This is a genomic window from Marilutibacter spongiae (assembly GCF_014145325.1).
Lineage (GTDB): Bacteria > Pseudomonadota > Gammaproteobacteria > Xanthomonadales > Xanthomonadaceae > Marilutibacter > Marilutibacter spongiae.
In genome coordinates, this window is sequence record NZ_JACHTF010000007.1 from 1 (window position 1) to 26,386 (window position 26,386).

At 68.7% G+C, this 26,386-nt stretch carries 22 protein-coding genes and 2 tRNA genes; 5 read left to right on the forward strand and 19 right to left on the reverse strand.

Translation table 11 applies throughout. The features are described from left to right. The 14 genes from H4F98_RS07645 to ppsR form a co-directional block, all read right to left on the reverse strand. On the reverse strand, window positions 1–2,632 hold a 2,632-nt coding region (locus H4F98_RS07645; RefSeq protein WP_182686434.1), incomplete at its 3' end, for a non-ribosomal peptide synthetase. 240 nt (window positions 2,633–2,872) lie between these two features. After that, complete coding sequence (locus H4F98_RS07650) at window positions 2,873–4,633, reverse strand: cyclic peptide export ABC transporter (RefSeq protein ID WP_182686436.1); 1,761 nt, start codon at window positions 4,631–4,633, stop codon at window positions 2,873–2,875. Further along, the gene (locus H4F98_RS07655; RefSeq protein WP_182686438.1) at window positions 4,630–7,116 is read right to left on the reverse strand and encodes a penicillin acylase family protein; all 2,487 of its coding nucleotides are present in this window, start codon (window positions 7,114–7,116) and stop codon (window positions 4,630–4,632) included. The genes H4F98_RS07650 and H4F98_RS07655 overlap by 4 nt, the downstream gene beginning before the upstream one ends. 421 nt (window positions 7,117–7,537) lie before the next feature. Further along, window positions 7,538–7,996: a DUF305 domain-containing protein gene (locus H4F98_RS07660; RefSeq protein ID WP_182686439.1), complete on the reverse strand. Its 459-nt coding sequence runs from the start codon at window positions 7,994–7,996 to the stop codon at window positions 7,538–7,540. Between the two features lie 25 nt (window positions 7,997–8,021). Next, a complete protein-coding gene (locus H4F98_RS07665; protein ID WP_246373008.1) occupies window positions 8,022–10,352 on the reverse strand; it encodes a heavy metal translocating P-type ATPase in 2,331 nt (776 codons plus the stop codon). A gap of 95 nt (window positions 10,353–10,447) precedes the next feature. Continuing rightward, the gene (locus H4F98_RS07670) at window positions 10,448–10,846 is read right to left on the reverse strand and encodes a heavy metal-responsive transcriptional regulator (protein ID WP_182686443.1); all 399 of its coding nucleotides are present in this window, start codon (window positions 10,844–10,846) and stop codon (window positions 10,448–10,450) included. 116 nt (window positions 10,847–10,962) lie between these two features. After that, window positions 10,963–11,574: a DUF411 domain-containing protein gene (locus H4F98_RS07675; RefSeq protein ID WP_246372977.1), complete on the reverse strand. Its 612-nt coding sequence runs from the start codon at window positions 11,572–11,574 to the stop codon at window positions 10,963–10,965. Between the two features lie 14 nt (window positions 11,575–11,588). After that, window positions 11,589–12,611, reverse strand: a complete 1,023-nt coding sequence (locus H4F98_RS07680; protein WP_182686445.1) for a copper resistance protein B — start codon at window positions 12,609–12,611, stop codon at window positions 11,589–11,591. Further along, window positions 12,608–14,419: a copper resistance system multicopper oxidase gene (locus H4F98_RS07685; protein ID WP_182686447.1), complete on the reverse strand. Its 1,812-nt coding sequence runs from the start codon at window positions 14,417–14,419 to the stop codon at window positions 12,608–12,610. Before H4F98_RS07685 ends, H4F98_RS07680 begins: the two co-directional genes overlap by 4 nt. Before the next feature lie 130 nt (window positions 14,420–14,549). Continuing rightward, entirely contained in the window at window positions 14,550–14,981 is a 432-nt protein-coding gene (locus tag H4F98_RS07690) for a CopL family metal-binding regulatory protein (RefSeq protein WP_182686449.1), read from the reverse strand. A gap of 164 nt (window positions 14,982–15,145) precedes the next feature. After that, window positions 15,146–15,221, reverse strand: a tRNA-Glu gene (locus H4F98_RS07695). 38 nt (window positions 15,222–15,259) lie between these two features. Further along, window positions 15,260–15,335: transfer RNA gene (locus H4F98_RS07700), tRNA-Ala, on the reverse strand. A 44-nt stretch (window positions 15,336–15,379) separates the two neighbouring features. Continuing rightward, window positions 15,380–15,874 (reverse strand): DUF1249 domain-containing protein, encoded by a 495-nt coding sequence (locus H4F98_RS07705; protein WP_182686451.1) that lies wholly within the window; start codon window positions 15,872–15,874, stop codon window positions 15,380–15,382. Window positions 15,875–15,988: 114 nt separating this feature from the next. Continuing rightward, entirely contained in the window at window positions 15,989–16,807 is an 819-nt protein-coding gene (ppsR, locus tag H4F98_RS07710; protein ID WP_182686453.1) for a posphoenolpyruvate synthetase regulatory kinase/phosphorylase PpsR, read from the reverse strand. A 159-nt stretch (window positions 16,808–16,966) separates the two neighbouring features. On the opposite strand from ppsR, the gene ppsA reads away from it, so the two are divergent. Further along, entirely contained in the window at window positions 16,967–19,348 is a 2,382-nt protein-coding gene (ppsA, locus tag H4F98_RS07715) for a phosphoenolpyruvate synthase (RefSeq protein ID WP_182686455.1), read from the forward strand. Window positions 19,349–19,453: 105 nt separating this feature from the next. After that, a complete protein-coding gene (locus H4F98_RS07720) occupies window positions 19,454–20,359 on the forward strand; it encodes a mechanosensitive ion channel family protein (RefSeq protein WP_246372979.1) in 906 nt (301 codons plus the stop codon). A gap of 26 nt (window positions 20,360–20,385) precedes the next feature. Here the strand turns inward: H4F98_RS07720 and orn are convergent, their stop codons facing one another. Next, entirely contained in the window at window positions 20,386–20,958 is a 573-nt protein-coding gene (gene orn, locus H4F98_RS07725) for an oligoribonuclease (protein ID WP_182686460.1), read from the reverse strand. Between the two features lie 60 nt (window positions 20,959–21,018). Between orn and H4F98_RS07730 the strand changes: the two genes are divergently transcribed. Next, complete coding sequence (locus H4F98_RS07730; RefSeq protein ID WP_182686462.1) at window positions 21,019–21,498, forward strand: DUF2721 domain-containing protein; 480 nt, start codon at window positions 21,019–21,021, stop codon at window positions 21,496–21,498. 5 nt (window positions 21,499–21,503) lie between these two features. Here the strand turns inward: H4F98_RS07730 and fdxA are convergent, their stop codons facing one another. Continuing rightward, complete coding sequence (fdxA, locus tag H4F98_RS07735) at window positions 21,504–21,830, reverse strand: ferredoxin FdxA (RefSeq protein WP_182686463.1); 327 nt, start codon at window positions 21,828–21,830, stop codon at window positions 21,504–21,506. Between the two features lie 55 nt (window positions 21,831–21,885). Here fdxA and H4F98_RS07740 point away from each other — a divergent pair, with 55 nt between their 5' ends. Both H4F98_RS07740 and H4F98_RS07745 read left to right on the forward strand, forming a co-directional pair. Further along, the gene (locus tag H4F98_RS07740; RefSeq protein WP_182686465.1) at window positions 21,886–22,581 is read left to right on the forward strand and encodes a GntR family transcriptional regulator; all 696 of its coding nucleotides are present in this window, start codon (window positions 21,886–21,888) and stop codon (window positions 22,579–22,581) included. A gap of 19 nt (window positions 22,582–22,600) precedes the next feature. Then, window positions 22,601–23,290, forward strand: coding sequence for a nitroreductase family protein (locus H4F98_RS07745; protein WP_182686467.1), 690 nt, complete (start codon window positions 22,601–22,603; stop codon window positions 23,288–23,290). Between the two features lie 6 nt (window positions 23,291–23,296). Here the strand turns inward: H4F98_RS07745 and tadA are convergent, their stop codons facing one another. The 3 genes from tadA to guaA are packed head-to-tail and all read right to left on the reverse strand — an operon-like array spanning window position 23,297 to window position 26,382. Next, on the reverse strand, window positions 23,297–23,770 hold the full coding sequence (tadA, locus tag H4F98_RS07750) for a tRNA adenosine(34) deaminase TadA (RefSeq protein WP_425487579.1): 474 nt from the start codon (window positions 23,768–23,770) through the stop codon (window positions 23,297–23,299). 4 nt (window positions 23,771–23,774) lie between these two features. Then, window positions 23,775–24,776: an alpha/beta fold hydrolase gene (locus tag H4F98_RS07755; protein WP_182686471.1), complete on the reverse strand. Its 1,002-nt coding sequence runs from the start codon at window positions 24,774–24,776 to the stop codon at window positions 23,775–23,777. Window positions 24,777–24,816: 40 nt separating this feature from the next. Then, a complete protein-coding gene (guaA, locus tag H4F98_RS07760) occupies window positions 24,817–26,382 on the reverse strand; it encodes a glutamine-hydrolyzing GMP synthase (RefSeq protein WP_182686473.1) in 1,566 nt (521 codons plus the stop codon). Window positions 26,383–26,386: the final 4 nt, after the last annotated feature.

The window sequence follows — 26,386 nt, forward strand, 5'->3', positions numbered from 1 at the left end:
ACTCCAGCGTCCCGTCCGCGCGCCAGCGCACCAGGTCGCCCGTGCGGTACATCCGCGCACCCGCCTCGCCCGCGAACGGGTCGGCCACGAAACGCTCCGCCGTCAGCGCCTCGCGCCCCAGGTAACCACGCGCCACGCCCGCCCCGCCGATGTGCAGCTCGCCCGACACCCCCACCGGCACCGGCTGGCCATACGCATCGAGCACGTACAGCCGCGTGTTCCATAGCGGCCGGCCGATGTGGACGCCAACCGGCTCGCCAGCCTCGAAGCGCGCCCAGGTCGAATATGTCGTCGTCTCGGACGGGCCATACAGGTTCGCCACCGCCGTCGCCGGCGTCGACGCGAAGATGCGTTCGACCAGTTCGTCCCTGAGGGCTTCACCGGCCAGGTTCACCGTGCGCACCGTCGCCGGGACCCGGCCACTGTCGAGCAGGGCGACCATCGCCGAGGGCACGGTGTTGAGCAGCGTGACGGGTGGCAGTTCCGCCGTCTCGGCCAGCTCGAGCAGGTCGCGGACCAGGGTGAGCGAGCCGCCACAGGTCAGGGGCCCGAACATCTCGAACACGGACAGGTCGAAGCTGATCGAGGTCGAGAACAGGGTGTTGGACCACTCCTCTGGCGAAAACGACGCATGCGCCCATGCCAGGAGGTTGACGGCGTTGCGGTGCTCGATGGCCACGCCCTTGGGCGTACCGGTCGACCCGGAGGTGTAGATCACATAGGCGAGATGGTCCGCGCGCGGGCCATCCTCGGCCAGGCAGGAGGCACCCTCGGCGGAGCCGGCCCGCATCAGCGCGTCGGGCGAGCGCAACCCGATGCCCTCCAGCCGCAGCGTGCCCAGCACATCCGCCGGCGCGTCGTCGGTGAGCACCAGGCGCGGCCCGCTGTCGTCGAGGATGCCCTGCAGGCGCTGGCCGGGATAGCGGGGATCGAGCGGCACGTAGGCACCCCCCGCCTTCAACACCCCGAGGATCGCGGCCACCATCGCCGGCGTACGTTCCATGCAGATGGCCACGCGCGTTTCGCTGCCGATGCCGCAGGCGCGCAGTCCGCGTGCGATGCGGTCGGCCCGGTCGGCGAGCTCCGCGTAGGTCATGATCTGCCCGCGGTACCGGATGGCGGGCGCGGCGGGCGAGCGTGCAGCCTGGGCGTCGAACAGGGCGGACAACGACGCGGCACGCGGGATCTCCACGGCGGTGTCGTTGAACGTCTCCAGCAAGCGATGCCGCTCGCCTTCCCCGAGATAGGGCAGCGCCGAGACGCGGGCGCTTGGCGACTCGGTCATCGCCAGCAGGATGGACTCGAACGCGGCCGCCAGGCCGGACACGGAGGCGCGCTCGAAGCAGTCCGGATCGAAGACGAAGTCGCAGCGTATGCGTTCGGTCAGCTCCATCGCATGGAGCGACAGCGGCAATCGGTCGTTGGCGACACGGTGGTGGTGCGGAAAGGCGTGCACCGTCATCCCGCCCCAGCGCGACACGGGCGCCGAATCGGCTTCGGGCTCCCACAGGGCACGGAGTTCACCCGCGTGGCGGGGGTTCTGGTAGACGAACGAGGTCTGGAACAGCGGATGCTCGCCGCTGTCTCGACCCGCGCCCAGGCGCTCGACCAGCATCGGGAAGGGATAGGCCTGGTGCGCGATGGCCTTCAGGACGCCGCGCCGGGTGCTGCGCAGGAGTTCGGCCACCGTCGGATCGCCCTTGAAGTCCGCGGGCAGGGCCACGAGGTTGACGAAGTCGCCGACCACGCGCTCCCAGTCGCCGCGCGAACGCCCGGGCAGCGCCGAGCCCACGACGACCCGCTCCTGCCCGCTGTAACGGTGCAGCATCACCTGGTAGGCGCACAGCAGCACGGCGAACACCGAGCCGCCATGCGCGGACGCGAGGGCCTTGACCATCCAGCTCTGTCGCGGCGAGAGGGTCAAGGTGTGGAAAGCCTGTTCGGCGGCGCCGCGCCGGGAACGCGGCCGGTCGACCGGCAGTGCGAGCACGTCGGGCTCTTCCGCGAAGAGCTCCCGCCAGTACGCCAGCTTCCGCTCCGCCGCGGGCGAGGCCAGCCAGTCGCGTTGCGCACGTGCGTGGTCGAAGTAGCGGTGGCGTCCGTCGTTCCGGGGGGGAGCGGCAGGCGCGTCGCCCATCAGCGCCTTGAGCTCGTCGAGCATCACCCAGTAGGACCAGCCATCGCAGACCAGATGGTCGAACGCCAGCAGCAGCACCGACTCTTCCGCCGTGCGGCCATACAGAACGGCGCGCATCAGCGGTTCGCAGGGGTCGGTGAAGGGCCGCCATGCCTCGGCATCGACGCGCCGCCGCAGGCTCTCGTCGTCCAGTCCCGCGACATCGACGCGTTGCAGGGGCTCCAGCAGTGGATCGGCAGGCATGATCCATTGCACCGGCTCGCCGTCTTCGCGGCGGGCGATCCGCGCGCGCAACATCGGATGGCGCTCGACCAGGGTGGCGATGGCGGCGCAGAGCCGCGCCGGATCGATGCCGCCCCTGAGGGTGGCGACGAACACATTGTTGTGGTTGCCCCGCGCTTCCGGGTCCAGCTGGTAGAGGAACCAGCGACTTTGCTGGGTCGCCGCCAAGGGCACCCACTGGCTGTCCATGTCCATCTTCGCGTCCGTATCCATTCGTGCTTCCCTGCCCTGTTCCCCCGAACGAAGCCGCCGCCTCGCTCCCTGCAATGCCGACCGCTCCACGGTCGACGCACCCCCTCCGCTCAGGCGCTTGGGCCTCCCGCGGGCGCGTGGGCGGCGCCGTGGCCGCGGGCGCACCACCAGGCCAGGCGCGCGCAACGGTGCCGTCCGCGCTGGCCGCGCGGCGCCGGGGCTGGAGGACTGATGATCGCGGCGTTATGTGTCATTCCGGCCTCATGCCACCGTCGCATCGACCGGACGCGGCCCGGGCGCGACGCGCCGGCCGTGGTCGTGCTGTTGGCTGGCGACCTGCCGCGCGCGGGCGAGCGTCGCTCCCGACAGGTTCCTGTCGGTGATCCGGCCGTCCTCCATGACCACCAGCTGATCGGCTACGTCGAAGTAACGATCGTCGTGGCTGATGACGACCACGGCCTTGCCGCGCTCCTTCAGTCCGGGGAGGATCGCGTTGTAGAAGAAGGCCTTGAAAGCGGGATCCTGGTCGGCCGCCCACTCGTCGAACAGATAGAGCTCGGCGTCTTCGAGGTAGGCAGCCACCAGCGCCAGGCGTCGCTTCTGCCCGTCCGAAAGCGCCAGCGTGGTGAAACGCCCGTCGCGATACTCCACCTTGCCCGCCAGGCCCAGCGCGACGAGGTGCGAGTCGACCTCGTCCTTGAGCTCCGCGCCCTCGCGGCCGAGGACGCGATCGAACAGGAAGTAGTCGGAGAAGATCGCCGACACGCCCTGCCGGAAGCCGGCGATGTTGGCCGGGCCCAGGACCTCGTCGTCGAAGCGCACTTCGCCGTCGAGGCGCTGGTAGTGCATCGTCACCAGCTTGGCGAGCGTCGACTTGCCCGAACCGTTGCCGCCCACTATGAAGGTGATCTCGCCCTTGCGGATCTCCAGGTCGAGCGGACCGATCTCGAAGCCCGCCTCGCCCGCGTCGTCGAGATAGCGGTAGCCCACGCCTTCGAAACGCATCGCCTGCCAGTCGCGGCGCGGCGCCACGTCCCGCGCCACGGCCTCCTCCGGGATCCGGGCGAAGAGCGCGTTGAGTTTGCGAAGCGCGATCCTGGCCATCATGATCTGCGGGATGAAGTTCAGCAGGATCGCGATCGGGCCGGTGACGTAGAGCAGCGCCATGATCACGCCCACCAGCTCGGGTCGCGAGATCGCGTGGTAGTTGACGAAGACGAAGGCGGTGGCGCCGATCACGAAGAAGGTGATCAGGTCCCCGTAGTTCTGCGCGATGCGCATCACCGTCTGTCCGGTCTTGCCGTCGTCGCGCACGCGATGCTCGGCCTCGGCGAGCACCCGGCGGAAGTAGTCCTCGCGGCGCGCATCGTTGAGCTTGAGCTCCTTGGCGCCATGGACCAGTCCGCGGATGGATTCGTGCAGCCCGTCGAGATGGTTGCGCGCGCGCACCAGGTAGCGCCTGGCGATCAGCGCGGGCACCTGGTAGGTGACCACGCCGAAGCCGATGCAGCCCATCACGAACCAGAACACCGGCGCGTTGAGGTACAACAGGTAGCCCAGCATGCCGACCAGGGTGACCATGTTGGTGAACAGGTCGGGCAACAGCCGGGCGCCCGCGACCACCATCGGCACGTCCGAGGTGATCGCCGCGACGAGTCGCGGCATGCCGACCTTCTCGAGCTCGGCGATCGGCGCCGACGAGACCCGCTCGTACAGGCGACGGCGCATGTCGGTGGAGACGTCCAGCGACAAACGGATCAGGATGACCTGCGAGGCCGTGCGTGCCAGCAGGATCAGCACGCACAGCCCGAGGAAGGACGCGGCGAAGCCGAAGTTGCTGATCTCCCAGCCCAGCACGTAGGCCTTGTTGTCGCGCACGCCAGGAAAAGCGCCGGGATCGGCCAGGGCGGCGAGGACCAGCGGGATGATGCCCGCGTAGGCGATGCCGGCGATGGCGCCAAGCAGCAGCGCGGCGAACATGCGGTTGGGCGCCTTGGCCGAGAATGCACCGAACATGTTCATTGCGATGTCCCGGTGGCGGCGGATGCGCGCGCGCGCGGCAGGAGCTCGAGCGTCGAGGCGGGTACGCCGCCCGCATCGCCCATCTCGAGGAAATCGACGTCGCGGAACGGTTCGACCATGTCGTCGTAGTGGCCGCTCAGCAGGTGGCCCGACTGGCCGGTGGAGTTCATGTACAGGTGGCGAACCCGGGCGGGCGTCATCGCGAACAGCTGCCGGAAGCCGGCGCCGAAGTCCTGGACGTAGCCGTTGCCCGATGGGTCGGGCTCGAAGCTCGCGACGTTGACCGTGTCCGGCGTGCCGCCGGCGCCGATGCGGCGTTCGAACACGCGCTTGAGCAGGCGACTGTCGCTGAACGGCACGTGGCGGTAAAGCGTGCGATGCACGTCGCCCCAGGCCCAGTCGTCCATCGAGTCGTCCGACTCCAGCTTGGCCAGCTCGCGCAGGGCCCGGTCCAGGGCGACGTCGATGACTTCGTCGCAGGATTCCCGCTCGTCGGGCGTGCCGCGGTTGTCGCACCACGCACCGGTGGGATCGTCGAGCATCTGGCGAAGCGCCTGCGGTCCGACGGACTGCGCGAGCGCCTGCAGGACGCGGCGCTCCTGGGCGGCGTTCCAGTAGCCGCGCGTATCGTCGGCCAGGAGCGTCTTTCGGACCTGTCGCGTCCACTCGTTGAATATCGTCGCTGCCGGGCTGGCGGCATCCATCGACCCGTTCCACTCGCGAAGGTGGGCGAACGCGGTGCGTTGGGCGTCGTTGTTGGGTTCGTGCTCGAGCAGCCGGGCCAGCAGCGCGAGGGCCGGCTCGCTGTGCTCGTCGGCCTGGATGCGCGCCATCGTCGACAGGTCCACCGGCTTGCCCGCGCCGATGGCCTCCTCCAGCAGCAGCGTGATGCGGTCGGCGCGCCCCGGGGGCGCCCAGTCCTTGGAGATCAGGTAAGGATAGGCCGCATCCACGGGCTTGTTGTTCGCCGACACCAGGAAGCCACTGGGCGGGTTGTAGGCGCGCGGGAGCGCCTCGAACGGTACGTGCCCGGTCCAGTCGTGGGCATCGGTCCAGCCCGGGACGGGGATCGTGCCGTCGCCTTCGCTGCGCACCGGTATGCGCCCGGCCGAAAGCATGCCGATGTTGCCGTGGCGGTCGGCGTAGAGCATGTTCAACGCGGGCACCACGTGGTGGCGCAGCGCCTCCTCGAAGTCGCTCCAGTCGCTGGCATAGTTCAGCCGCAGGAACGATTCGTACGAAGTGTCGTCGTCGTCGAGGCCCGTCCAGCGCAAGGCCGCGGGCTGGCCAAGGGCCTGGAACAGGTCGCTGACGATGGGCCCGTGGCGCGAGGCGCGGACCCGTATCTCCACCGGTCGCAAGGGGCCGCGGAGCTGCTCGGGGAAGTCCTGTCGCACCTGGATCGACTCAGTGCGCGACTGGAAGCGCAACCAGGCCTCGCCCGCGCGGTACTGCGTGGGATCGTCGGTCCTGGGCTGCTCGAAATAGAGGTCCTGCACGTCGGCCATCAGGTTCGTGCCGCCCCATGCGATCGACTGGTTGCGCCCGAAGATGACCACCGGCAGGCCGACGAGGGTGGCCCCGGAGGCGTCGAGCCGGTCGCCCTTGAGCGACGCCATGTACCACAGGGACGGGATCTGCAGGCCGAGGTGCGGATCGTTGGCCAGCAACGCTCCAGCGCCGGTCACCCGGCCCGATACCGCCCAGGCATTGCTGCCGACGAAGCGCCCGCCGATGCGCAGCTCTTCCTCGAGGGAGGCCTGGAAACCGGACATCCGCGCATAGGCATCGACGTCGCCGGGCGCCAGCACGAGCTGCGACGTGGCGCCGGAGGCTTCGTACTCGGGGAACAGCAGCGCCATGCGTCGCGCGTCGAAGGCCTGGCCCGCCACCAGGCGCTCGAGTTCACGCGACTGGTTGCCGGCGAGGTTGAGCGCGAACACCTTGGCCCAGGCCAGCGAATCGTAGACGGTCCAGGGCTCGGGCTCGATGCCGAGCAGGAGGAACTCCGGTGGCAGGGGATGCCCGGACGCCAGGTACTGGTTGACGCCATCGGCGTAGGCCTGCAGCGACGCACGCGCCTCACCACCGAGCGAAGACCACGATGCATGGGCCGCGCGCTCGAGCCCCAGGGTGCGGAACCAGATGTCCTGCTGCACGCTCTGCTTGCCGAACACCTCGCTCAGGCGTCCGCCGGCGATGCGGCGCTGGAGTTCGAGTTGCCAGAGGCGATCCTGCGCGTGCGCGTATCCGAGCGCGAAGAACGCGTCGTGGTCGCTGGCGGCGGTGATGGTGGGGACGCCATGGCGGTCGCGCTCGACGACGACCCGTGAGCGGAGGCCCTCCACGCTCGCCTGCCCCTCGACGAGCGGCAGGCTCCTGGCGAGGAGCCAATAGCCGTATCCGATGGCCAACAGCGCAGGCAGGACGACGAGCAACACCAGTCGAACGACCAACGGATACCTACTGTACATCCTGTACATGCCCCTTCCCTGATGTCCTAGCTTCGCATGCCGCGATCCCGGATGGGAAGAGCGCGGCGCCACCTGCCATCACTGGCGGGCACCACGACCAACCGACCCGGGGCTTCCCTCGCGATCCACCGATGCCGCCGGATCGCGACGCTTCCGTCGCCATCGGTCCGCATCAACATACGCCCCTTGGATGACACACTATTACAGATCCGGCGTATTCGAAAGCGGGGAATCGGCGCGTCCTCCGTTCAGCCTGTCGCGCACGGCACGGGACCGCGGGTGGTGAATCCGTGTCCACCCTTGGAGTCTCGTGTTCCGCAGCCAGGACGAACGCGGGAAGCGCCCGCGGGGGGACACGACGCGACCCGCGGCGGGACGGCGTGCCCGGGCCGGGCCCGCTGCGCGGCCGTTGCGGGACGGTTGGGCGCGTTCAGTCTTCCGGCTGCGCTTCAAGGTCCCGGATCAGGGCCTTCATTTCGTCGATCTCGCGGACCTGGGCGTCGATGATGCCGTCGGCCAGCTCGCGGACGCGCGGGTCGGAGATGTGGGCACGGCGACTGGTCAGCACGGCGATGGAATGGTGCGGGATCATGGCCCGCATGTAGGAGACGTCGTCGACGGTCTCCTGGCTGCGCACCAGCCACAACGCACCCGCGAACACGAGCGCGCTGCCCGCCAGGATCGCGATATTGGCGCGTGCGTCGTCGTACATGCCCAGCATGAACAGGAGCATCACGACGGCCATCGAGGCGCCCATCACCATGGCCATGTATGCGCGCGTCTCGCTGAAGAACACGTGGTCCAGGCTGTAGGTGTTCAGGTACATGAGCCCGAACATGACCAGGGTGGACGTGGCGATCATGGCGGCGAATTTCGCGTACTTGTTCATTGGATCGAATCTCCTTCAAAGGACATCATGAATGGGCCCCGGGGGACCGCTCCGGGCTCGCCCCGTCGGCGGGCACCGGATCGCCCCCCGGATCGGCGACCGCACCGTGCCTGAGCCGCAACGCGTTGGAGATCACCGAGACAGACGACAGGCTCATCGCAAGCGCCGCGACCATCGGGCTGAGCAGCAGGCCCAGCCACGGGTACAGCACGCCGGCCGCGACCGGCACCCCGATGCTGTTGTAGAGGAAGGCGAAGCCGAGGTTCTGTTTCATGTTGCGGACCGTGGCCTCCGACAGCGCACGGGCGCGCAGGATGCCGCGCAGGTCGCCCTTGACCAGGGTCACCTGGGCGCTGGACATGGCCACGTCGGTGCCGGTGCCCATGGCGATGCCGACGTCGGCGGCAGCGAGTGCCGGCGCGTCGTTGATGCCGTCGCCGGCCATCGCCACGCAGCCGCCCTCCTCCTTCAGGCGCTTGACGAGGGCCGCCTTTTCCTCCGGACGCACCTCGCCATGGAACTCGTCGATGCCGAGCCTGCCGGCAATGGCCCGCGCAGTGGTCTCACCGTCGCCGGTGGCCATGACCACGCGGATGCCGGCCTCGTGCAATGCATCGATGGCCGGCTTGCTGGACGCCTTGACTGGATCGGCGACCGCGATCAGTCCATGCAGTCGCCCGGCGACGGCGAGGAACATGACGCTGGCGCCCTCCTCCCGGAGGCGCTCGGCGGCCTCGCGCATGGGCGCGGGATCGATACCGGCTTCTTCCATCAGTCGACTGTTGCCGAGGACGACCTCGCGCCCGGCGACACGGCCGCGCACCCCCAGCCCGGTCACCGACTCGAAGTCCTCCGCCGCCTTCAACGAGAGGTCGCGTCGGCGCGCTTCCTCGACGATCGCTTCGGCAAGCGGGTGCTCGCTGCCCTGGTCCAGGCTCGCCGCGACCTGCAGGAGCGCGTCCGGTTCCACGCCCTCGATCCCGATCGCATCGTGGAACGCAGGCCGGCCTTCGGTCAGGGTGCCGGTCTTGTCGACCACCAGCACGTCGACCTCGCGGAAGCGTTCGACCGCCTCCGCGTCGCGGAACAGCACGCCGACGCTTGCGGCGCGGCCGGTGGCGACCATGATCGACATCGGGGTGGCCAGCCCCAGCGCACACGGACAGGCGATGATGAGCACCGACACCGCGTTGAGCACGGCGAAGGTCCAGGCGGGCTCCGGACCGAAGAAGCCCCATGCGAAGAAGGTCGCCACGGCGGCCGCCAGCACCGCGAGGACGAATCCGTAGGCCACCTTGTCGGCCATGCGCTGCATCGGGGCACGCGAGCGCTGGGCCTGGGCGACGAGCTGCACGATCCGGGCCAGCACGGTACCCGAACCGACCTCGTCCGCGCGCATCACCAGGCTGCCGTTGCCGTTCATCGTCGCGCCGATCAGGGCATCGTCGACACCCTTGGCGACCGGCATCGCCTCGCCGGTCAGCATCGACTCGTCCACGCTCGAACGTCCTTCCAGCACGGTGCCGTCGACCGGCACCTTCTCGCCGGGCCTGACCCGCAACCGGTCGCCGACGTGGACGTGCGCGAGCGGGACGTCCTCCTCGGTGCCGTCGTCGCGCAGGCGTCGTGCCGTGGTCGGCGCCAGGCCAAGCAACGCCTTGATCGCCGCGGAGGTCTGCGAACGCGCACGAAGCTCCAGCAGCTGCCCCAGCAAGGTCAGCGACACGATCACCGCAGCGGCTTCGAAGTACACGCCCACCCGTCCATGCGACTGGAACGAAGCGGGGAAGATGCCCGGGGCGACGGTGGCGACCACGCTATAGAGGTAGGCCGCGCTGACGCCGATCCCGATCAGCGTCCACATGTTGGGGCTGCGATTGCGGATCGACGCCACGCAGCGCTCCAGGAAGGGCCAGCCCGCCCACAGCACCACCGGCGTGGCGAGTACCAGCTCGATCCAGCTGCGCGCCCCGGCGTCCGGTACGGGCAAGTGCTGGCCGAACATGCCGAGCACGAACACGATCGCGCTCAGCGGCAACGTCCACCAGAAGCGCCGACTGAAATCGCGCAGTTCGGGATTCTCTTCGTCCTCCAGGCCGGGCATCTCCGGCTCGAGCGCCATCCCGCACTTGGGACAGGTACCCGGCCCTTCCTGGCGCACCTCCGGATGCATCGGACAGGTGTAGATGGCGCCGGCCGGGGGCGTTGGCCCGGCGTCCCCGGCCGCGCCGTCCTTTCCGTCGAGATGGCGCGCCGGATCGGCCTCGAACTTCTGCCGGCAACGATCGGAACAGAAGTGGTACGTCTCCCCTTCGAATGTCGCCTTGTGGGGGCTGGTCGCCGGGTCCACGTCCATGCCGCACACAGGATCGGTGGCATGGCCCGCACGGGCCTGCGCCTGCTCCGCGCCACAGCAATGGCCCGTGCGATCGTCTTGATGGGCGCCGTTGCTCATGCCCCGTCCTCCGCCAGTGCGTTGAGGATGGGGCATCGATCAAGCGCGCCGTGCCCGGGACAGGCGTCGACCAGGCTGCGAAGGCCGTCGCGCACGCGCGCCAGTTCGAGCATGCGCTGCTCGACATCGCGCAGCTTTTCCTGCGCGGTGGCCTTCAACGTGGCCATGTCGTCGTCGCGGTTGTCCGACAGCGCCAGCAGTTCGCGGATCTCGACCAGGGTGAAGCCAAGCGCCTTCGCCCGGCGGATGAAATGCAGGCGCGACACGTCCTGGTCGTCGAACAGGCGATAGCCGGAGGGCAGGCGCGAGGCCGGACGCATCAGTCCCTGTTGTTCGTAGTACCGCACGGTGTCGATGCCGACGCCGGTCCTGCGGGCGAGTTCTCCGATCTTCATGCAGTGCTCCGTCCGTGTCCGGATGTGGGGATCGCTGCAGTCTGCAGGCTGGACCATGGTCCAGAGTCAAGCCCCCGCCCCGCCCTGCCCCCATGGGGCCGCGGGGCGGGACACGCTCAATGTTGCACGTAGACCGTGGTCGATCCGTCAGCGTCGACACGCTCGACCGCGAACGGCACCTTGCGGCCATCGGGCATCTCCATGCCCGGCGAGCCCATCGGCATTCCCGGCAGCACCAGGCCGCGGGCGTCGATGCGCTCGGTGAGCATGCGCTTGACGTCTTCCGCCGGCACGTGGCCCTCGACGAAATAGCCGCCGACCTCGGCGGTGTGGCACGAGCCCTTGCCGTACGGGATGCCGAGGCCGCGCTTGAGCGCCTCCAGCGCGTCGGGCGCGTGCTCGCGCGTCTGGACCCTGAAACCGGCGTCGACCAGGTGCTCGACCCACAGCGTGCAGCACCCGCAGGTGGGGCTCTTGTGGACGATCACCGGGGGCCAGTCCGACGCGGCGTCATGGGCCTGCGTCCCGGCAGGCCCGGGTGGTCGCGCGGTGTCGCTCGCGGGCGCTGCGGCAGGCATCGCCGCCGACGGTGCGACGACGGAGGCCTGCGCGAAGCCGGCGGGCGAGCCGCCCTCGGCACAGGCGACCACGCCACTTCCGATCGAAAGCGCCAACAGGATGCGCGTGGACATGCGCCTTGCCCGGCGCGGATCAAGTCGTTCGTTCATGCTGTCCTCCTTGTTCAGAACCAGAAGCGCAGGCCCATGACCAGGCGCGTGTCGTCGCGGTCTTCGCCCCCCGCCACCCGGTAGTCGGCGGTGCCCCCGTAGGCCCGCTCCCAACTCACGCCCACATAAGGCGCGAAGCGCCGGCTGAACTCGTAACGCAGGCGCGCGCCGGCTTCGAGGTGACCCAGCCCACTGCCGATGCCACGACGCGGGTCGTCCTTGCCGTTGAATTCCGCCTCGGCCGACCATTGCAGGATCAGGCGATTGGTGAGCAGCGTGTCGTACTCGGCTTCGAACGTCGCCGCGCTCTGCCCCGACTCGCCCAGGTACGCAGTCGCCGACACTTCGAACTTGTACGGCGCCAGGCCCTGCACGCCGAACGCGGCGAATGTCTGCGACGGCCCCTCGCCACCGAAGTCGTGGCGGATGCCGGCCACCACGTCCCACCAGCGGGAAATGCCGTGGCCGTAGAGGACCTCCAGGTCGGCCGACTCGGTGCCGGCGTCGCTGCGTTCGCCCTCGCTGCGCAACCAGACCCGATCGACGTCGCCGCCGATCCATGCCAGCGCTTCCCAGGCGGTGCCGGTCCCGTGCTCGTCGGCGTCCCAGGCCTCCAGGCGGTCCATCGACCAGTAGCTGTGCACGCTGTCGCCGTGGGTGGCGTGGGCATGCAGGTCGGGGAATGCGGCACGCAGGTCGGCCTCGCTGATGGGCGGGATCGGCGTCCTGGGTGCAGCGGTCGCGGACCCGGGCCCGGACACGCCATGTCCCATCGCGGCATGGTCCATGCCCGAGTGATCCATCGTGGAGTGGTCCATTTTCGAATGGTCCATCGCCGCCTGTTGCGTGGTCGGCGGCACATGTCCGGGAGCCTCGGACGGATCGTCGCCCGGCGCATCCTGCGCGGTCGCGGATGTCGCGGCACGGTGGTGGGCATGGGGGTCCTGTGCCCGGGCCATCGACGACCAGGCGAGAGTCGCCAGGGCCGTGGCGAGGGCGACGGAAAGCGTCGCGTGTTTCGATACGGGGGCGTTCATGCCTCGATCCTCACTTCCCGCATCATCCCGGCTTCCATGTGATACAGCAGGTGGCAGTGGTAGGCCCAGCGACCCAGTGCGTCGGCGCGCACCCGGTAGCTGCGTCGCGTACCCGGCTGCATGTCCACGGTGTGCTTGCGCACCATGAAGTTGCCGTCCTCGTCCTCCAGGTCGCTCCAGACGCCGTGCAGGTGGATCGGATGCGTCATCATCGTGTCGTTGACCAGCACGATGCGAAGGCGTTCGCCATAATTCATCCGCAGCGGTTCGGCGCTGGCGAACTTGATGCCATCGAAGGACCAGGCGAACTTCTCCATGTGCCCGGTCAGGTGCAGTTCGACCGTGCGCCCGGGATCGCGGCCGTCCGGATCCTCGAACCGGCTGCGCAGGTCGGCATAGCTGAGCACGCGCCGGCCGTTGTCGCGCAGGCCGACGCCCGGATCGGCAAGGCGGGGCTCGGGCGCCATCGTCTGCATGTCGACGAGCGGATTGCCCGCCTCGCTGGCCGGATGCGACTGCATGCCGCCGCCATGCGACATGGCCGACATGTCGTGGCTGCCGCCGTGCCCCATGTTCGCACCGCAGCCGCCTTCCATGCCCTTCATCGCGCCCATGTCGTGGTCCATGCCGCCCATGCCGCCGTGACCCATGTCGGCCATGGTGAGGATGGGACGCGGGTCGACCGCCGGCACCGGCGCACGCAGGCCTTCGCGGGTCGCGAGCGTGCCGCTGACATACCCGGTGCGTCCCATGTCCTGCGCGAATATCGTGAAGGCGTCCTGCCCGCTCGGCTCGACGATGACGTCGAAGGTCTCGGCGACGGCGATGCGGAATTCATCGACGGTGACCGGGTGCACGTACATGCCGTCGGAGGCGACCACCGTCATCTTCAGCCCGGGGATGCGGACGTCGAAATACGTCATCGCCGAGCCGTTGATGAAGCGCAGGCGGACCTTCTCGCCGCTGCGGAACAGTCCCGTCCAGTTGCCCAGCGAGGTGGTGCCGTTCATGAGGTAGGTGTAGGTGTTGGCGTTGACGTCGGACAGGTCGGTCGGCGTCATCCGCATCTCGCCCCACATGCCACGGTCGTCCAGGGTGTCGGCCAGGCCCTTGCGTTCGACGTCGCGCACGAAATCGCCGACAGTGCGCATGTAGGTGTTGTCGTAGCTGGCCATCTTCTTGAGACGCGCGAACAGGGCCGACGGATCCAGGTCGGTCCAGTCCGAGAGCATCACCACATGATCGCGATCGAAGGCGAAGGGTTCCGGTGCGGCCGGGTCGATCACCAGTGGACCGTACAGGCCGGCCTGCTCCTGGAAACCGGAGTGGCTGTGGTACCAGTAGGTGCCACCCTGGTTGACGTCGAAGCGGTAGTGGTAGGCCTCGCCGCGGCCGATACCGTCGAAGCTCAGGCCGGGCACGCCGTCCATGTTCGCCGGCAGGATGATGCCGTGCCAATGGATGGACGTGGCATCGCCATGCATGGAGCCCGGCGGCAGGCGGTTGTGCACGCGCAGGTTGACGGTGGTGCCTTCGCGCCAGCGCAGCAGCGGCGCGGGAAGACGGCCATTGACGGTGATGGCCGGTCGCGTGCGGCCGGTGAAATTGACCGGCGATTCACCGATGGCGAGATCGAACTCGGTGCCGGTGAGCACCGCGCCCGGCGTTGCTGCCGGCGACGACCATGCGCGACCGGCCCAGGGGGCCAGGCCGGCGACGACGCCACCGGCGGCCAGGCCCTGGACGAAACGCCGGCGCGAGAGGGCGCCGGGGACTGCGTCCGCGCCCTTGGGGGAAAAGAAAGACATGCTGGACTCCGTGGGAGCATCGACGGGACCTTCCGCAACGGAAGGCCGGCAGGCGGCCGCTCGACGGGCCATCGCGGCGAAGGCCGCGACGGCGATCGAGCCTGGCACGGCACGAGGGTGCCGGACGGGCTCAGGCGATCGGCGGTCGGATCAACTGCGTGCGCAAGGGGTCGGGCGCGCCTTCGCCGGTGCGATCGAGCCGCAGCGGTCCCGGCGTTGGCCGCATCGCCGCGAAAACGGCCGGAGGCAACGCCGAAGCATGTAAAAGGCAGGCGCAGACGCAGCTGTCGCCCGCGCAGCAGTCGTCGCCACCGGCATGGCCGGCGTGCGCCGCCAAGGAGGAGGCGTCGGCGTCCGCGACGGGCAGTGGCGTTCCCTCGTCGTGGCAGGGGGCCGACGCAATGGCGACCGTCGCCTCGTGCCCCGTCCCCGCATCGGCCGCGGTGTCGTGGATGCCGGCATGCACGAACGCCATGCGCACCGACGCCGCCGCGCCACCGGCTCCATTGAGGACCAGCAGCAGCGCGACCAGGACACGCAACGCGAGCGAACGGAGAGGCATGGGCAGATCGTACGCCAGGACGGGTTAACGGCGCGAATACTGCGCCATCCGTGCCGACCGCGGCAACTCTGGAGGGCGCCCGGAGTCCTTGCGCCCCGGCCCCGTCGAAACGCGGGGCGCGAAAAAGCAGAAGCCCGCGCAAGGCGGGCTTCTGCTTCGGTGTATGGCGTCCCCACGGGGATTCGAACCCCGGTCGCAACCGTGAAAGGGTTGTGTCCTAGGCCTCTAGACGATGGGGACGAGGTGTTGCTTTAGAGGTACTTCTATTTCCAGGAAAGTGGTGGAGCCAGGCGGGATCGAACCGCCGACCTCTACAATGCCATTGTAGCGCTCTCCCAGCTGAGCTATGGCCCCACGTGCTGGAAAGACGGCTATGTTAGGGGTCGTTTTCGAAGTCGTCAAGCGGTTTTGATGACTTCTTCCGAAACAATTTCCGGCCCATGCAAGGTCGCGATGCCGTGGCCGCGTTCGCCCAGGTATTCGAGCCATTTGCCCAGGAAGGTGTTCATCCGCATGCGGTGCCCGACCACCTCGGCAGGCGGCGGATACAGGCCGATCACGTCCTGCCAGCGCCGCCCGATGTAGCAGTGCGTGGCCTCGAGCTGGCGTGTGTCGTGGTACACGCGCAGCCATGCCGAGGGATCGGGCTCGCCGGTCACCGGGTCGGGCATCGCGTAGGTCAGGCGCAGCTCGGTCGTGTAGCGGTGCTGCTCGATCACGTCCAGGTGCAGGTCCAGGCCGTCGCCCACCGAGGAACGATGCCGGCCGACGGCCAGGCGCGCCGGCGCGAACAGGCGCTGGAAACGCCCGTGGTTCTCGCCGTAGAGCCCCATCAACCAACCGAACCGGTTGAGGCGTGGGAGGCGTTCGGCGGTGGTGGCGAGCATCGGCATGGCTTCGATCCTACACGCGCATCGACGCCCGCGGCAGCGTTGACCGCGGCCGTCGTGGGGCATACCTTCAGGATTCACCCCGCGCGAAGGCGCGTGCCGGTTCCCTGCCCCGGCTCAGAACATCTCGCGGCGGATGCCCAGGGTCGACAGGACCTTGCTGGAGATCTCCTCGATCGAGGTATGGGTGGTGCTCAGCGTGGGGATCCGCTCGGCACGGAACATCATCTCCGCCGCGGCCACCTCGCGCTTGCAGGTCTCGAAACGCGCGTAGCGCGAATCGGGGCGTCGCTCCTGGCGGATCTGCTGCAGGCGGACCGGGTCGATGGTCAGGCCGAACAGCTTGTTGCGGTAAGGGCGCAGGCGGGGGGGCAGCTGGTCGTGCTCCAGGTCCTCCTCGGTCAACGGATAGTTCGCCGCGCGGATGCCGTAGTGCAGCGCCAGGTAGACGCAGGTCGGCGTCTTGCCCGCCCGCGACACCGCCACCAGGATCAGGTCGGCCTCGGCGTAGTCGATGCTGGCGCCGTCGTCGTGGGTCAGCGCGTAGTTCATCGCGTTGATGCGGCGGTGATAGGTCTCGAAGTCGACCAGGCCGTGCGCTTGTCCGACCGCATGGCGGCGGGTCTCGCCGAACTCCTCCTCCAGCGGTGCGATGAACGGGGCGAACACGTCCAGCAACAGCCCGCCGCTCTCCTCGAGCACCGCGCTGACCTTGTTGTCGACGCAGGAATTGATGATCACCGGGCGCACGCCGTGCATCTCGGCCGCCTTGCGGATGCGCTCGGCGGCCTCCCGGGCGCGCTCGACGCTGTCGACGAATGAGATCCGCTCGCTGACGAAGCGGGTCTCCTGGAACTGGGTCAACAAGGTGTGGCCAATGGTCTCGGCGGTGATGCCGGTGCCGTCGGAAACATAGAAAACCGGTCGCAAACCCATGCCTGGCTCCCCCGGAGAATGCCGTGCCCATACGAAAAAGCCCGCCGGATCAACCTTGTAAGCGCCCGGCGCACAGGCGATCATAGCGGCTTGTCCGCGGGACATGTGCGCCCGCCCCGCCCCAGCCCCGATGTCGCGCCGTACCAGGAGTCCCCCGTCTTGAAAGAGAACATCCTCTGGCTGCATGAGTTGCGCCTGTCCGACCTCGCCCGCGTAGGCGGCAAGAACTCCTCGCTCGGCGAGATGATCGGCAACCTGGCCAACCTCGGCGTCTCGGTCCCCGGCGGCTATGCCACCACGTCGGAGGCGTTCAAGTCCTTCATCGAACACAACAACCTGCACCAGCGCATCTTCGACCGCCTGGCCACGCTCGACGTGGAGGACGTGCCGGCGCTGACGGCCGCGGGCGCGGAGATCCGCGGCTGGGTGACGGATGCGCCGCTCCAGCCCGACCTGGACGCGGCCATCCGCGAGGCCTACCGCCGCCTCTGCGACCAGAACGGCGGAGGCGAGGTCGCCGTCGCGGTGCGTTCCTCGGCGACCGCCGAGGACCTCCCCGATGCCTCGTTCGCCGGCCAGCAGGAGACCTTCCTCAACGTGACCGGCGAGGACGACGTCGTCCACAAGGTCAAGGAAGTCTTCGCCAGCCTCTACAACGATCGCGCGATCGCGTACCGCGTCCACCACGGCTTCAAGCACGAGGACGTGTTCCTGTCGGCCGGCGTGCAGCTGATGGTCCGCTCCGACGTCGGCGCCTCCGGCGTGCTGTTCACCCTGGACACCGAGTCGGGCTTCCGCGACGTGGTCTTCATCACCTCCAGCTATGGCCTGGGCGAGATGGTGGTGCAGGGCGCGGTCAATCCCGACGAGTTCTTCGTCTACAAGCCCACCGCGCGCGAGGGTCGCCCGGCGATCCTGCGCCGCGCGATCGGGGCCAAGCAGCTGCGCATGGTCTACTCCGACCAGCCCGGCGAGCGCGTGCGCATCGAGGACACGCCGGCCGAACTGCGCAACCGCTTCTCGATCGACGACGCGGACGTGCACGAGCTGGCCAAGCAGGCGATGGTCATCGAGAAGCACTACGGCCGCCCGATGGACATCGAATGGGCGAAGGATGGCGTCAGCGGCAAGCTCTTCATCGTCCAGGCGCGCCCCGAGACGGTGAAGTCGCGCGCCAAGGCCACCCAGATCGAGCGCTTCCAGCTCGGCGAGCGCGGCCCGGTGATCTGCGAGGGGCGCGCGATCGGCCAGAAGATCGGCAGCGGCGTGGCGCGCGTCGTCCGTTCCCTCGACGACATGAACCGCGTGCAGCCCGGCGACGTGCTGGTCGCCGACATGACCGATCCGGACTGGGAGCCGGTGATGAAGCGCTCGGCGGCGATCGTCACCAATCGCGGCGGACGCACCTGCCATGCCGCCATCATCGCCCGCGAACTGGGCGTGCCGGCCGTGGTCGGCACCGGCAACGCGCTGGACACGATCCAGGACGGCCAGGTGGTGACGATCAGCTGCGCCGAGGGCGACACCGGCTTCATCTACGACGGCGCCCTGCCCTTCGAGCGCCACACCGCCGACCTGGAGCACATGCCGCCGGCGCCGCTCAAGGTGATGATGAACGTCGCCAACCCCGAGCGCGCGTTCGACTTCGCCATGTTGCCCAATGCCGGCGTTGGCCTGGCCCGACTGGAGATGATCATCGCCAGCCACATCGGCGTGCATCCCAAGGCCCTGCTCGAGTACGACCAGCAGGACGCCGAGACGAAGAAGCGCATCGACGAGCGCACCGCCGGCTACGGCAACCCCGTCGACTTCTACGTCGACCGGCTGGCCGAGGGCATCGCGACGATCACCGCGTCGTTCGCGCCCAACCCGGTGATCGTGCGGCTCTCGGACTTCAAGTCCAACGAGTACGCCAACCTGGTCGGCGGCAGCCGCTACGAACCGCACGAAGAGAACCCGATGATCGGCTACCGCGGCGCCAGCCGCTACGTCGACCCGGCGTTCTCGGAGGCCTTCGCGCTGGAGTGCCGTGCGGTGCTGAAGGTCCGCGAGCAGATGGGGCTGACCAACTGCTGGGTGATGATCCCGTTCGTTCGCACCCTCGACGAGGGCCGGCGCGTGGTCGAGGTGCTCAAGGCGAATGGCCTCGAGCAGGGCAAGGACGGGCTGAAGATCATCATGATGTGCGAGCTTCCGTCCAACGCGCTGATGGCCGAGGAGTTCCTGGAGATCTTCGACGGCTTCTCGATCGGTTCCAACGACCTGACCCAGCTGACCCTGGGCCTGGACCGCGATTCGGGCCTGATCGCCCACCTGTTCGACGAGCGCGACCCGGCCGTCAAGAAACTGCTCGCGATGGCGATAGCGACCGCCAAGGCCAAGGGCAAGTACGTCGGCATCTGCGGCCAGGGCCCGAGCGACCACCCCGACCTGGCGCAATGGCTGATGGAACAGGGCATCGATTCGGTCTCGCTCAACCCCGACACCGTCGTCGACACCTGGCTCAAGCTGGCCAAGGCCAAGGATGCCGCGAAGGGCTGAAGCGGCGGCATGACGCAACGCTAACGCGCCGGCATCTATGCTGGCCGCCACAACCGGAGCCCCGCATCAAGCGGGGCTCCGCATTTGAAGAATCCGGAGATGCGAATGGAGTGGTTCAACGACCTCGAGTCGACGCAGGTGACCGCGTTCCTGGTGACGTGGGGCATGAAACTGTTCTGGGCCCTGGTGATCTTCGTGATCGGCATGCGGCTGGTGAAATGGGTGGCGGGACTCGCAGAGAAGGGCCTCACCCGCGCCCAGGTCGAGCCGACCGCGGTGATGTTCCTGCGCAAGGTGGCCTATGTCGCGCTGCTGGTGCTGCTGGCGCTGACCTCGCTGAGCATCCTCGGCGTGCCGATGACCTCGGCCTTCGCCCTGCTGGGCGCCGCCGGCCTGGCCGTGGGCCTGGCCCTGAAGGATTCGCTGTCGAACATCGCCTCGGGCGTGATGCTGGTGACGCTCAAGCCCTTCAAGGTCGGCGACGTAGTCACGATCAACGGCGAAACCGGCAAGGTCGAGTCGATCAGCATCTTCCAGACCCGTCTGCGCGGGCCGGACAACAACACCATCGTGCTGCCCAACAGCCTGATCACGACCGACTCGATCATCAACCTCACCCCGGACGTCATGCGCCGCGTCGAGATCGTGATCGGCATCGGCTACGGCGACGACATCGACGAGGCACGCAGGATCGCGCTGGACCTGATGAACGGCGACAAACGCGTGCTAGCCGAGCCGGCGCCCGACGTGCTGGTCTACGGACTGGGCGACAACAGCGTCAACCTGGGCATCCGCTGCCACGTCGGCAACGCGGACTACTTCGTCACCAAGTGCGAGCTGACGGAGTGGATCAAGAAGGGCTTCGACCGGGCGGGCGTCAGCATCCCGTTCCCGCAGCGCGACGTGCACATGTACCACCACGTCGACGGCCAGGTGATCGAGGGCGCACCGCTGCCGGCGGCCGTGCAGGAGCGCCTGGCGGCGCCTCAGGATCCGGCCGCCGGCGCCTGAGGCGCGAGCAGGCCCGGCGGCGGCGCTCAGGCGCCGTCCAGCCCCGACAGGCGTCCCATGAAGCCGCGGTAGTGGCGCAGCTCGGCGATGGAGTCGTGGACGTCGCTCAGGGCCGTGTGGCGCGCCTGCTTCTGCACGCCCGACAGCACGCTGGGCGCCCAGCGGCGCGCGAGCTCCTTGATGGTGCTCACGTCCAGGTTGCGGTAGTGGAAGTGGCGCTCCACCGCGGGCATCAGGCGATGCAGGAAGCGCCGGTCCTGGCAGATGGAGTTGCCGCACATCGGGGAGGCGCCCGCCGACACCCACTCCTGCAGGAACGCCAGCGTGCGCGATTCGGCCTCGGCCATGTCCACGTCGCTCTCGACCACGCGCTTCCACAGGCCGGAGCCGCCGTGCTGCCGGCGGTTCCAGTCGTCCATCGCCTGCAGGCACGCCTCGCTGTGGCGGATCGCCAGCTCGGGGCCCTCGGCCAGGATATCCAGGTTTGCGTCGGTCACCAGCGTCGCGATCTCGAGGATCGAGTCGTTGTCGGTATCCAGGCCGGTCATTTCCAGGTCGATCCAGATGAGCCGGTCGCCCTTCCCTGTCTTCGTCGTCATGTCTCGCCGCTGCTGTCGTGTCCGGGCATGATAGCGGCAACCCCGCCATCGCGTACCGACATGCTCCAGGACGCCGCCGCCCACTACACCATCCTGACCGCGATGCTCGCGCCCGCGTTCTTCCTCACCGCCACCGCGTCGTTGCTGATGTCGGCGAACGCGCGCCTGGCCCGCGTGATCGACCGGGCGCGGACGCTCCTGCAGGAGCTGGAGAGCGCATCGGATGAGCAGGAGCTTCGCAGGATCGAAAGCCAGATCGCCATCCAGCGGCGGCGCAGCCGGATCACGCTGTATGGCGGCCAGCTCCTGTACATCGCCGTCAGCTGCTTCGTCGGCACCAGCCTGACCGTGGCCGCGGACGCCTTCCTGGGATACCGCTTCGTGTCCGCGCCCACGGCGCTCGCGGCCCTGGGCGTGACCATGCTGCTGGCGGCGAGCGTGCTGCTCGCCTACGAGTCGAGCCTGGCCGTGCGCGTCATCAACGACGAAATGGACCACGGCCACGCCCGGGCCACGGCCCGGCGGACCCGCGGACGCTGATCGGGCTAAAGGGACCGGCCGAACACGATCGCGAACTTGCCGGGGCGCCCTTCCCACTTGGCCGCATCCGCCGGCGGCTCGCCCTTGCGGGTGATCACGGGTGCGTGCGCCGACTGCTCGGCGGCGAACGCGATCCAGGGCCCCAACGCGTCCTCGTCGTCGCGCTGGATCGCCTCGACGGGACACTCGGGTTCGCAGACCCCGCAGTCGATGCAGGCCTCCGGGTCGATGACCAGCATCGCGTCGAGCTCGTGGAAGCAGTCCACCGGGCAGACCTCCACGCAGTCCATGTACTTGCAGCGGATGCAGTTGTCGGTGACGACGTAGGTCATGAGCGGGAGCGCGTTGCATTGATTGTCCGCTGATGTTGTCTGACAATATCACGCAATGCAAGCCGCCACGCCCAAGCCAGGAACCGCCACCGCCATCGCTGCGGTCGAACCACCGTCGGCCGTGGACGCGGTCGTCGACGCCATCACCCGTGCCGTCCGCGACGGCCAGTTCGTTCCGGGACAGCGCCTGGTCGAGCTGGACTTCGCTCGTCGGCTGGGGGTCTCGCGATCTTCGGTACGCGAGGCGTTCCAGCGACTGGTCGCCGACGGGCTGCTCGCCGCGATACCCAACCGCGGGGTCACCATCCGCCAGCTGTCGCGCGAGGAAGTCGAGGATTGGTTCGAGGTCCGGATCGCGCTCGAATCGCTCGCCATCCGCAAGGCCACGCCCGTACTCGCGGGCGATCCGGCGGTCCTGTACTTGCTTCTCGATGCCATGGACGAAGCGGTCGGCGATGGCGACATCCGTCGCTACTCGGACCTCAACCGCGAACTGCATGAACGCTGCACGCGCGCTGCCGGCAACCCCCATCTGGCCACCCTCCTCGAGCGGCTCGGCCATTCGATCCACGGGCTGCAGTTCCGCTTGATGGTCGAGCCCCGCAAGGCCTTCGACACGCATGCGCAGCACCATCGGCTCGTGCAGGCCATCCTCGCGAACGACGCGGACGCTGCAGAAGGCGCGGTGCGCGCCCACCTGGAAACCACGCGGCGCCTGATCCAGGCCCTGCCCGACCACCACTTCGCCTGACACCCGGAAGGACACGCCGATGCCCGCTGCCCCGACCCACGACTACGTGCCCATTCCCCTGCCCGACTACGAGGAGCTGCCGCTCGATGCGATGCGCGCCAACGCGCTGGCCTTCCATGCACGCATGCGCACGCGCCATAGCGTGCGCGACTTCGACAGTCGACCGGTGCAGCGCGACATCATCGAAACCTGCCTGCGCGCCGCGGGCACCGCCCCCAATGGCGCCAACCACCAGCCCTGGCATTTCAGCGTCATCGGCGACGCCGGCATGAAGCGCCGGATCCGCGAGGCCGGCGAGCGTGAGGAGCGTGCGTTCTACGAGGGCAAGGCGGGAGAGGAATGGCTGGACGCCCTGAAGCCGCTGGGGACTGACGCCGACAAGCCCTTCCTGGAAGAAGCGCCCTGGCTGATCTGCATTTTCGGCGAGCGCAAGAGCGTCTCGGCGGACGGCGTGCTGCGCAAGAACTACTACGTGCCCGAGTCGGTGAGCATCGCCACCGGCTTCCTGATCGCCGCGCTCCACCATGCCGGGCTGGCCACGCTCACGCATACGCCCAACCCGATGAACTTCCTCAACGAAGTCTGCGGGCGGCCGGCGCACGACAAGGCGTACATCCTGCTGGTGGTGGGCTACCCCAGGGCCGGTGCGACCATTCCCCGGCATGCGACCGAGAAGCGGTCGCTGGAAGAGATCGCCAGCTTCTTCTGATGGGCTTCAGCCTGCTCGGGGCTTGCCGCGCTTGGCCCTGAAGTAGGCGGTCAGCCGCGCACCCGCCTCCTCGCCCAGCACGCCACCCGCCGCCTCGACGCGGTGGTTGTGCCGCGGATCGGCCAGCAGGTCGAACACGCTGCCCGCCGCCCCCGTCTTGGGATCACTGGCGCCGTAGACGACGCGCGCGACGCGCGCGTGGACCATCGCCATCGCGCACATCGCACAGGGCTCGAGGGTCACGTAGAGCGTACTGCCTAGCAGGCGGTGGTTGCCCAGGCGCCGCCCGGCCTGGCGCATGGCGACGATCTCGGCATGCGCGGTGGGGTCGTGCTCGGTGATGTTGCGGTTCCAGCCCTCGCCCAGCACCTCGCCCGTGTCCGAGACCAGCACGGCGCCGACGGGGATCTCGTCGTCCTCGCGTTCCGCCCGCGTGGCCAGGGCCAGGGCATGGCGCATCCAGCGTTCGTCTTGGGTCATGCGCTCAGTCATCGGCGGCATCGACCAGGACGTCGAGCAGGGCCGCGTGGAAGCGCGCCGGCGCCTCGACCTGGGGCGAATGGCCCAGCTCGGGGAACTCGACCAGGGTCGCCTCGGGGATCGCTTCGGCCGCCTGCCGGCCCAGCACCGGGTAGTCGCCCAGGCGCGCGGCAACCTCCGGCGGCGCGCGCCCGGCGCCCGGCGCGGTCCGGTCCTTGCCGCCGATCATCAGCACGACAGGCACGCGGATGGACCCGAACTCGTGCACCACCGGCTGGGTGAACAGCATGTCGCTGGCCAGGGCCTGGTTCCAGGCGACCTGGCGTCCGCCCGGCCCGGCATACATGCCGGCGAGCATGTCGACCCAGCGGTCGTACTCCGGCTTCCACGCGCCGTTGTAGTAGAAGCGCGACTGGTAGGCCTTGATGGAGGCGGCGTCGGTACGCAGTTCCCCCGCGAACAGGGCGTCGATGCTGGCATAGGGCACGCCCTTGGCCTGCCAGTCTTCGAGCCCGATCGGGTTGACGAGCACCAGGCGCTCGACCGCATCGGGGAAATCCAGCGCATGGCGCGTGGCCAGCATGCCGCCCATCGAGTGGCCCACGACGATGGCCCGCTCGACGCCGGCACCGGCCAGCAGCGCGTGGGTATTGGCTGCCAGCTGGTGGAAGCTGAACTGGTAGGCGGCGGGCTTGCTCGACTTGCAGAAGCCGACCTGGTCGGGGGCGATCACGCGGAATCCGGCGTCGGACAGCACCCCGATGGTGGCGTCCCAGGTCGCCGCGCAGAAGTTCTTGCCGTGCAACAACACGACGGTCCGGCCGTTGGGTGCGCCAGCCGGCGGCACGTCCATGTAGGCCATCTCCAGTGCCTGCCCCTGAGACTGCAGGCGGAAGGTCGACACCGGATACGAATAGTCGAAGCCCTCCAGCCGCGCGCCGTAGGACTGGGCCTGGGCCACCGGTCCGATCGCGGCCAGCAGGACGGCCAGGACCCCGTGCTTCATTGGCTTGCTCCGATTCGCCTACAGGTGGAACGCGCCCGCGTCACTCCCACTCGATCGTCGCGGGCGGCTTTCCGCTGATGTCATAAACAACGCGAGAAATACCGCGCAACTCATTGATAATACGGTTCGATACGCGCCCAAGGAACTCATAGGGCAAGTGCGCCCAGTGCGCGGTCATGAAGTCGATGGTCTCGACCGCGCGCAGCGCGATGACCCATTCGTAGGCACGGGCGTCGCCGACCACGCCGACCGACTTCACCGGCAGGAACACCGCGAAGGCCTGGCTGGTCTTGTCGTACAGGCCGGCCTTGCGCAGTTCATCGATGTAGATGTGGTCGGCCTTCGCCAGCAGCTCGGCGTACTCGCGCTTGACCTCGCCGAGGATGCGCACGCCCAGGCCAGGGCCCGGGAACGGATGGCGGTAGACCATGGACTCGGGCAGGCCGAGCTCGACGCCCAGCCGGCGCACCTCGTCCTTGAACAGCTCGCGCAGCGGCTCGACCAGGCCGAGCTTCATGTGCTCGGGCAGGCCGCCGACGTTGTGGTGGCTCTTGATGACGTGGGCCTTGCCGGTCTTGCTGCCGGCCGATTCGATCACGTCGGGGTAGATCGTGCCCTGGGCCAGCCACTTGGCATTGCGCAGCTTCGACGACTCTTCGTCGAAGATCTCGACGAACAGGTTGCCGATGATCTTGCGCTTGGCCTCGGGGTCGGACACGCCTTCGAGGGCGCTGAAATAGCGGTCGGCGGCGTCGACGCGGATGACCTTGACGCCCATGTGCTCGGCGAACATCGCCATCACCTGGTCGCCCTCGTTCCAGCGCAGCAGGCCGGTATCGACGAACACGCAGGTCAGCTGCTCGCCGATCGCCCGATGCAGCAGCGCAGCGACCACGGACGAGTCGACGCCGCCCGACAGGCCGAGGATGACCTCGTCGTCGCCGACCTGTTCGCGCACGCGGGCGATCTGGTCCTCGATGATGTGGGCGGCGGTCCAAAGGGTCTGGCAGCCGCAGATCTCGGTGACGAAGCGGCGCAGGAGCACCTGGCCCTGGCGGGTATGGGTGACCTCGGGATGGAACTGCACGCCGTACCAGCGCTTGTCCTCCAGCGCCATCGCCGCGACCGGGATGCGCTCGGTGGTGGCCGTGACCGTCCAGCCCGGCGGCGCCTTGGCGACATGGTCGCCGTGGCTCATCCACACATCGATGCGCGGGCGGCCGTCGTGGTCGCTCAGGCCGCCCAGCAGGGCGTCGTGCGCCACCAGGTCGACCTCGGCGTGGCCGAACTCGCGGGCGTCGGCCGCCTCGGTCTCGCCGCCCAGCTGCGCGGCCAGGGTCTGCATGCCGTAGCAGATGCCCAGGATCGGCAGGCCGGCGTCGAAGACCTCCTGCGGCGCCCGCGGCGCGCCTTCGACGGTGGTCGACTCCGGTCCTCCCGACAGGATGATGCCCTTCGCGCCCCACGCGGCGATTTCCGCCGGGTCGTGGTCCCAGGCCCAGATCTCGCAATAGACGCCGATCTCGCGGATGCGGCGGGCGATCAGCTGCGTGTACTGCGCGCCGAAGTCGAGGATCAGGATCTTGTCGCTATGGATGTCGGTCATGGTG

Coding starts and splice junctions, on each gene's coding strand:
- H4F98_RS07665 (WP_246373008.1), bottom strand. CDS start 10,352: ATGGACGTGGACCCGGCGACCAGCCCCCACAAGGCGACATTCGAAGGG.
- H4F98_RS07655 (WP_182686438.1), bottom strand. CDS start 7,116: ATGTACAGGATGTACAGTAGGTATCCGTTGGTCGTTCGACTGGTGTTG.
- orn (WP_182686460.1), bottom strand. CDS start 20,958: ATGACGACGAAGACAGGGAAGGGCGACCGGCTCATCTGGATCGACCTG.
- H4F98_RS07675 (WP_246372977.1), bottom strand. CDS start 11,574: ATGAACGAACGACTTGATCCGCGCCGGGCAAGGCGCATGTCCACGCGC.
- H4F98_RS07705 (WP_182686451.1), bottom strand. CDS start 15,874: ATGCCGATGCTCGCCACCACCGCCGAACGCCTCCCACGCCTCAACCGG.
- guaA (WP_182686473.1), bottom strand. CDS start 26,382: ATGACCGACATCCATAGCGACAAGATCCTGATCCTCGACTTCGGCGCG.
- H4F98_RS07660 (WP_182686439.1), bottom strand. CDS start 7,996: ATGAACAAGTACGCGAAATTCGCCGCCATGATCGCCACGTCCACCCTG.
- H4F98_RS07730 (WP_182686462.1), top strand. CDS start 21,019: ATGCTCCAGGACGCCGCCGCCCACTACACCATCCTGACCGCGATGCTC.
- H4F98_RS07690 (WP_182686449.1), bottom strand. CDS start 14,981: ATGCCTCTCCGTTCGCTCGCGTTGCGTGTCCTGGTCGCGCTGCTGCTG.
- H4F98_RS07740 (WP_182686465.1), top strand. CDS start 21,886: ATGCAAGCCGCCACGCCCAAGCCAGGAACCGCCACCGCCATCGCTGCG.
- H4F98_RS07670 (WP_182686443.1), bottom strand. CDS start 10,846: ATGAAGATCGGAGAACTCGCCCGCAGGACCGGCGTCGGCATCGACACC.
- fdxA (WP_182686463.1), bottom strand. CDS start 21,830: ATGACCTACGTCGTCACCGACAACTGCATCCGCTGCAAGTACATGGAC.
- H4F98_RS07745 (WP_182686467.1), top strand. CDS start 22,601: ATGCCCGCTGCCCCGACCCACGACTACGTGCCCATTCCCCTGCCCGAC.
- H4F98_RS07680 (WP_182686445.1), bottom strand. CDS start 12,611: ATGAACGCCCCCGTATCGAAACACGCGACGCTTTCCGTCGCCCTCGCC.
- ppsR (WP_182686453.1), bottom strand. CDS start 16,807: ATGGGTTTGCGACCGGTTTTCTATGTTTCCGACGGCACCGGCATCACC.
- H4F98_RS07650 (WP_182686436.1), bottom strand. CDS start 4,633: ATGAACATGTTCGGTGCATTCTCGGCCAAGGCGCCCAACCGCATGTTC.
- H4F98_RS07685 (WP_182686447.1), bottom strand. CDS start 14,419: ATGTCTTTCTTTTCCCCCAAGGGCGCGGACGCAGTCCCCGGCGCCCTC.
- H4F98_RS07720 (WP_246372979.1), top strand. CDS start 19,454: ATGGAGTGGTTCAACGACCTCGAGTCGACGCAGGTGACCGCGTTCCTG.
- tadA (WP_425487579.1), bottom strand. CDS start 23,770: ATGACCCAAGACGAACGCTGGATGCGCCATGCCCTGGCCCTGGCCACG.
- H4F98_RS07755 (WP_182686471.1), bottom strand. CDS start 24,776: ATGAAGCACGGGGTCCTGGCCGTCCTGCTGGCCGCGATCGGACCGGTG.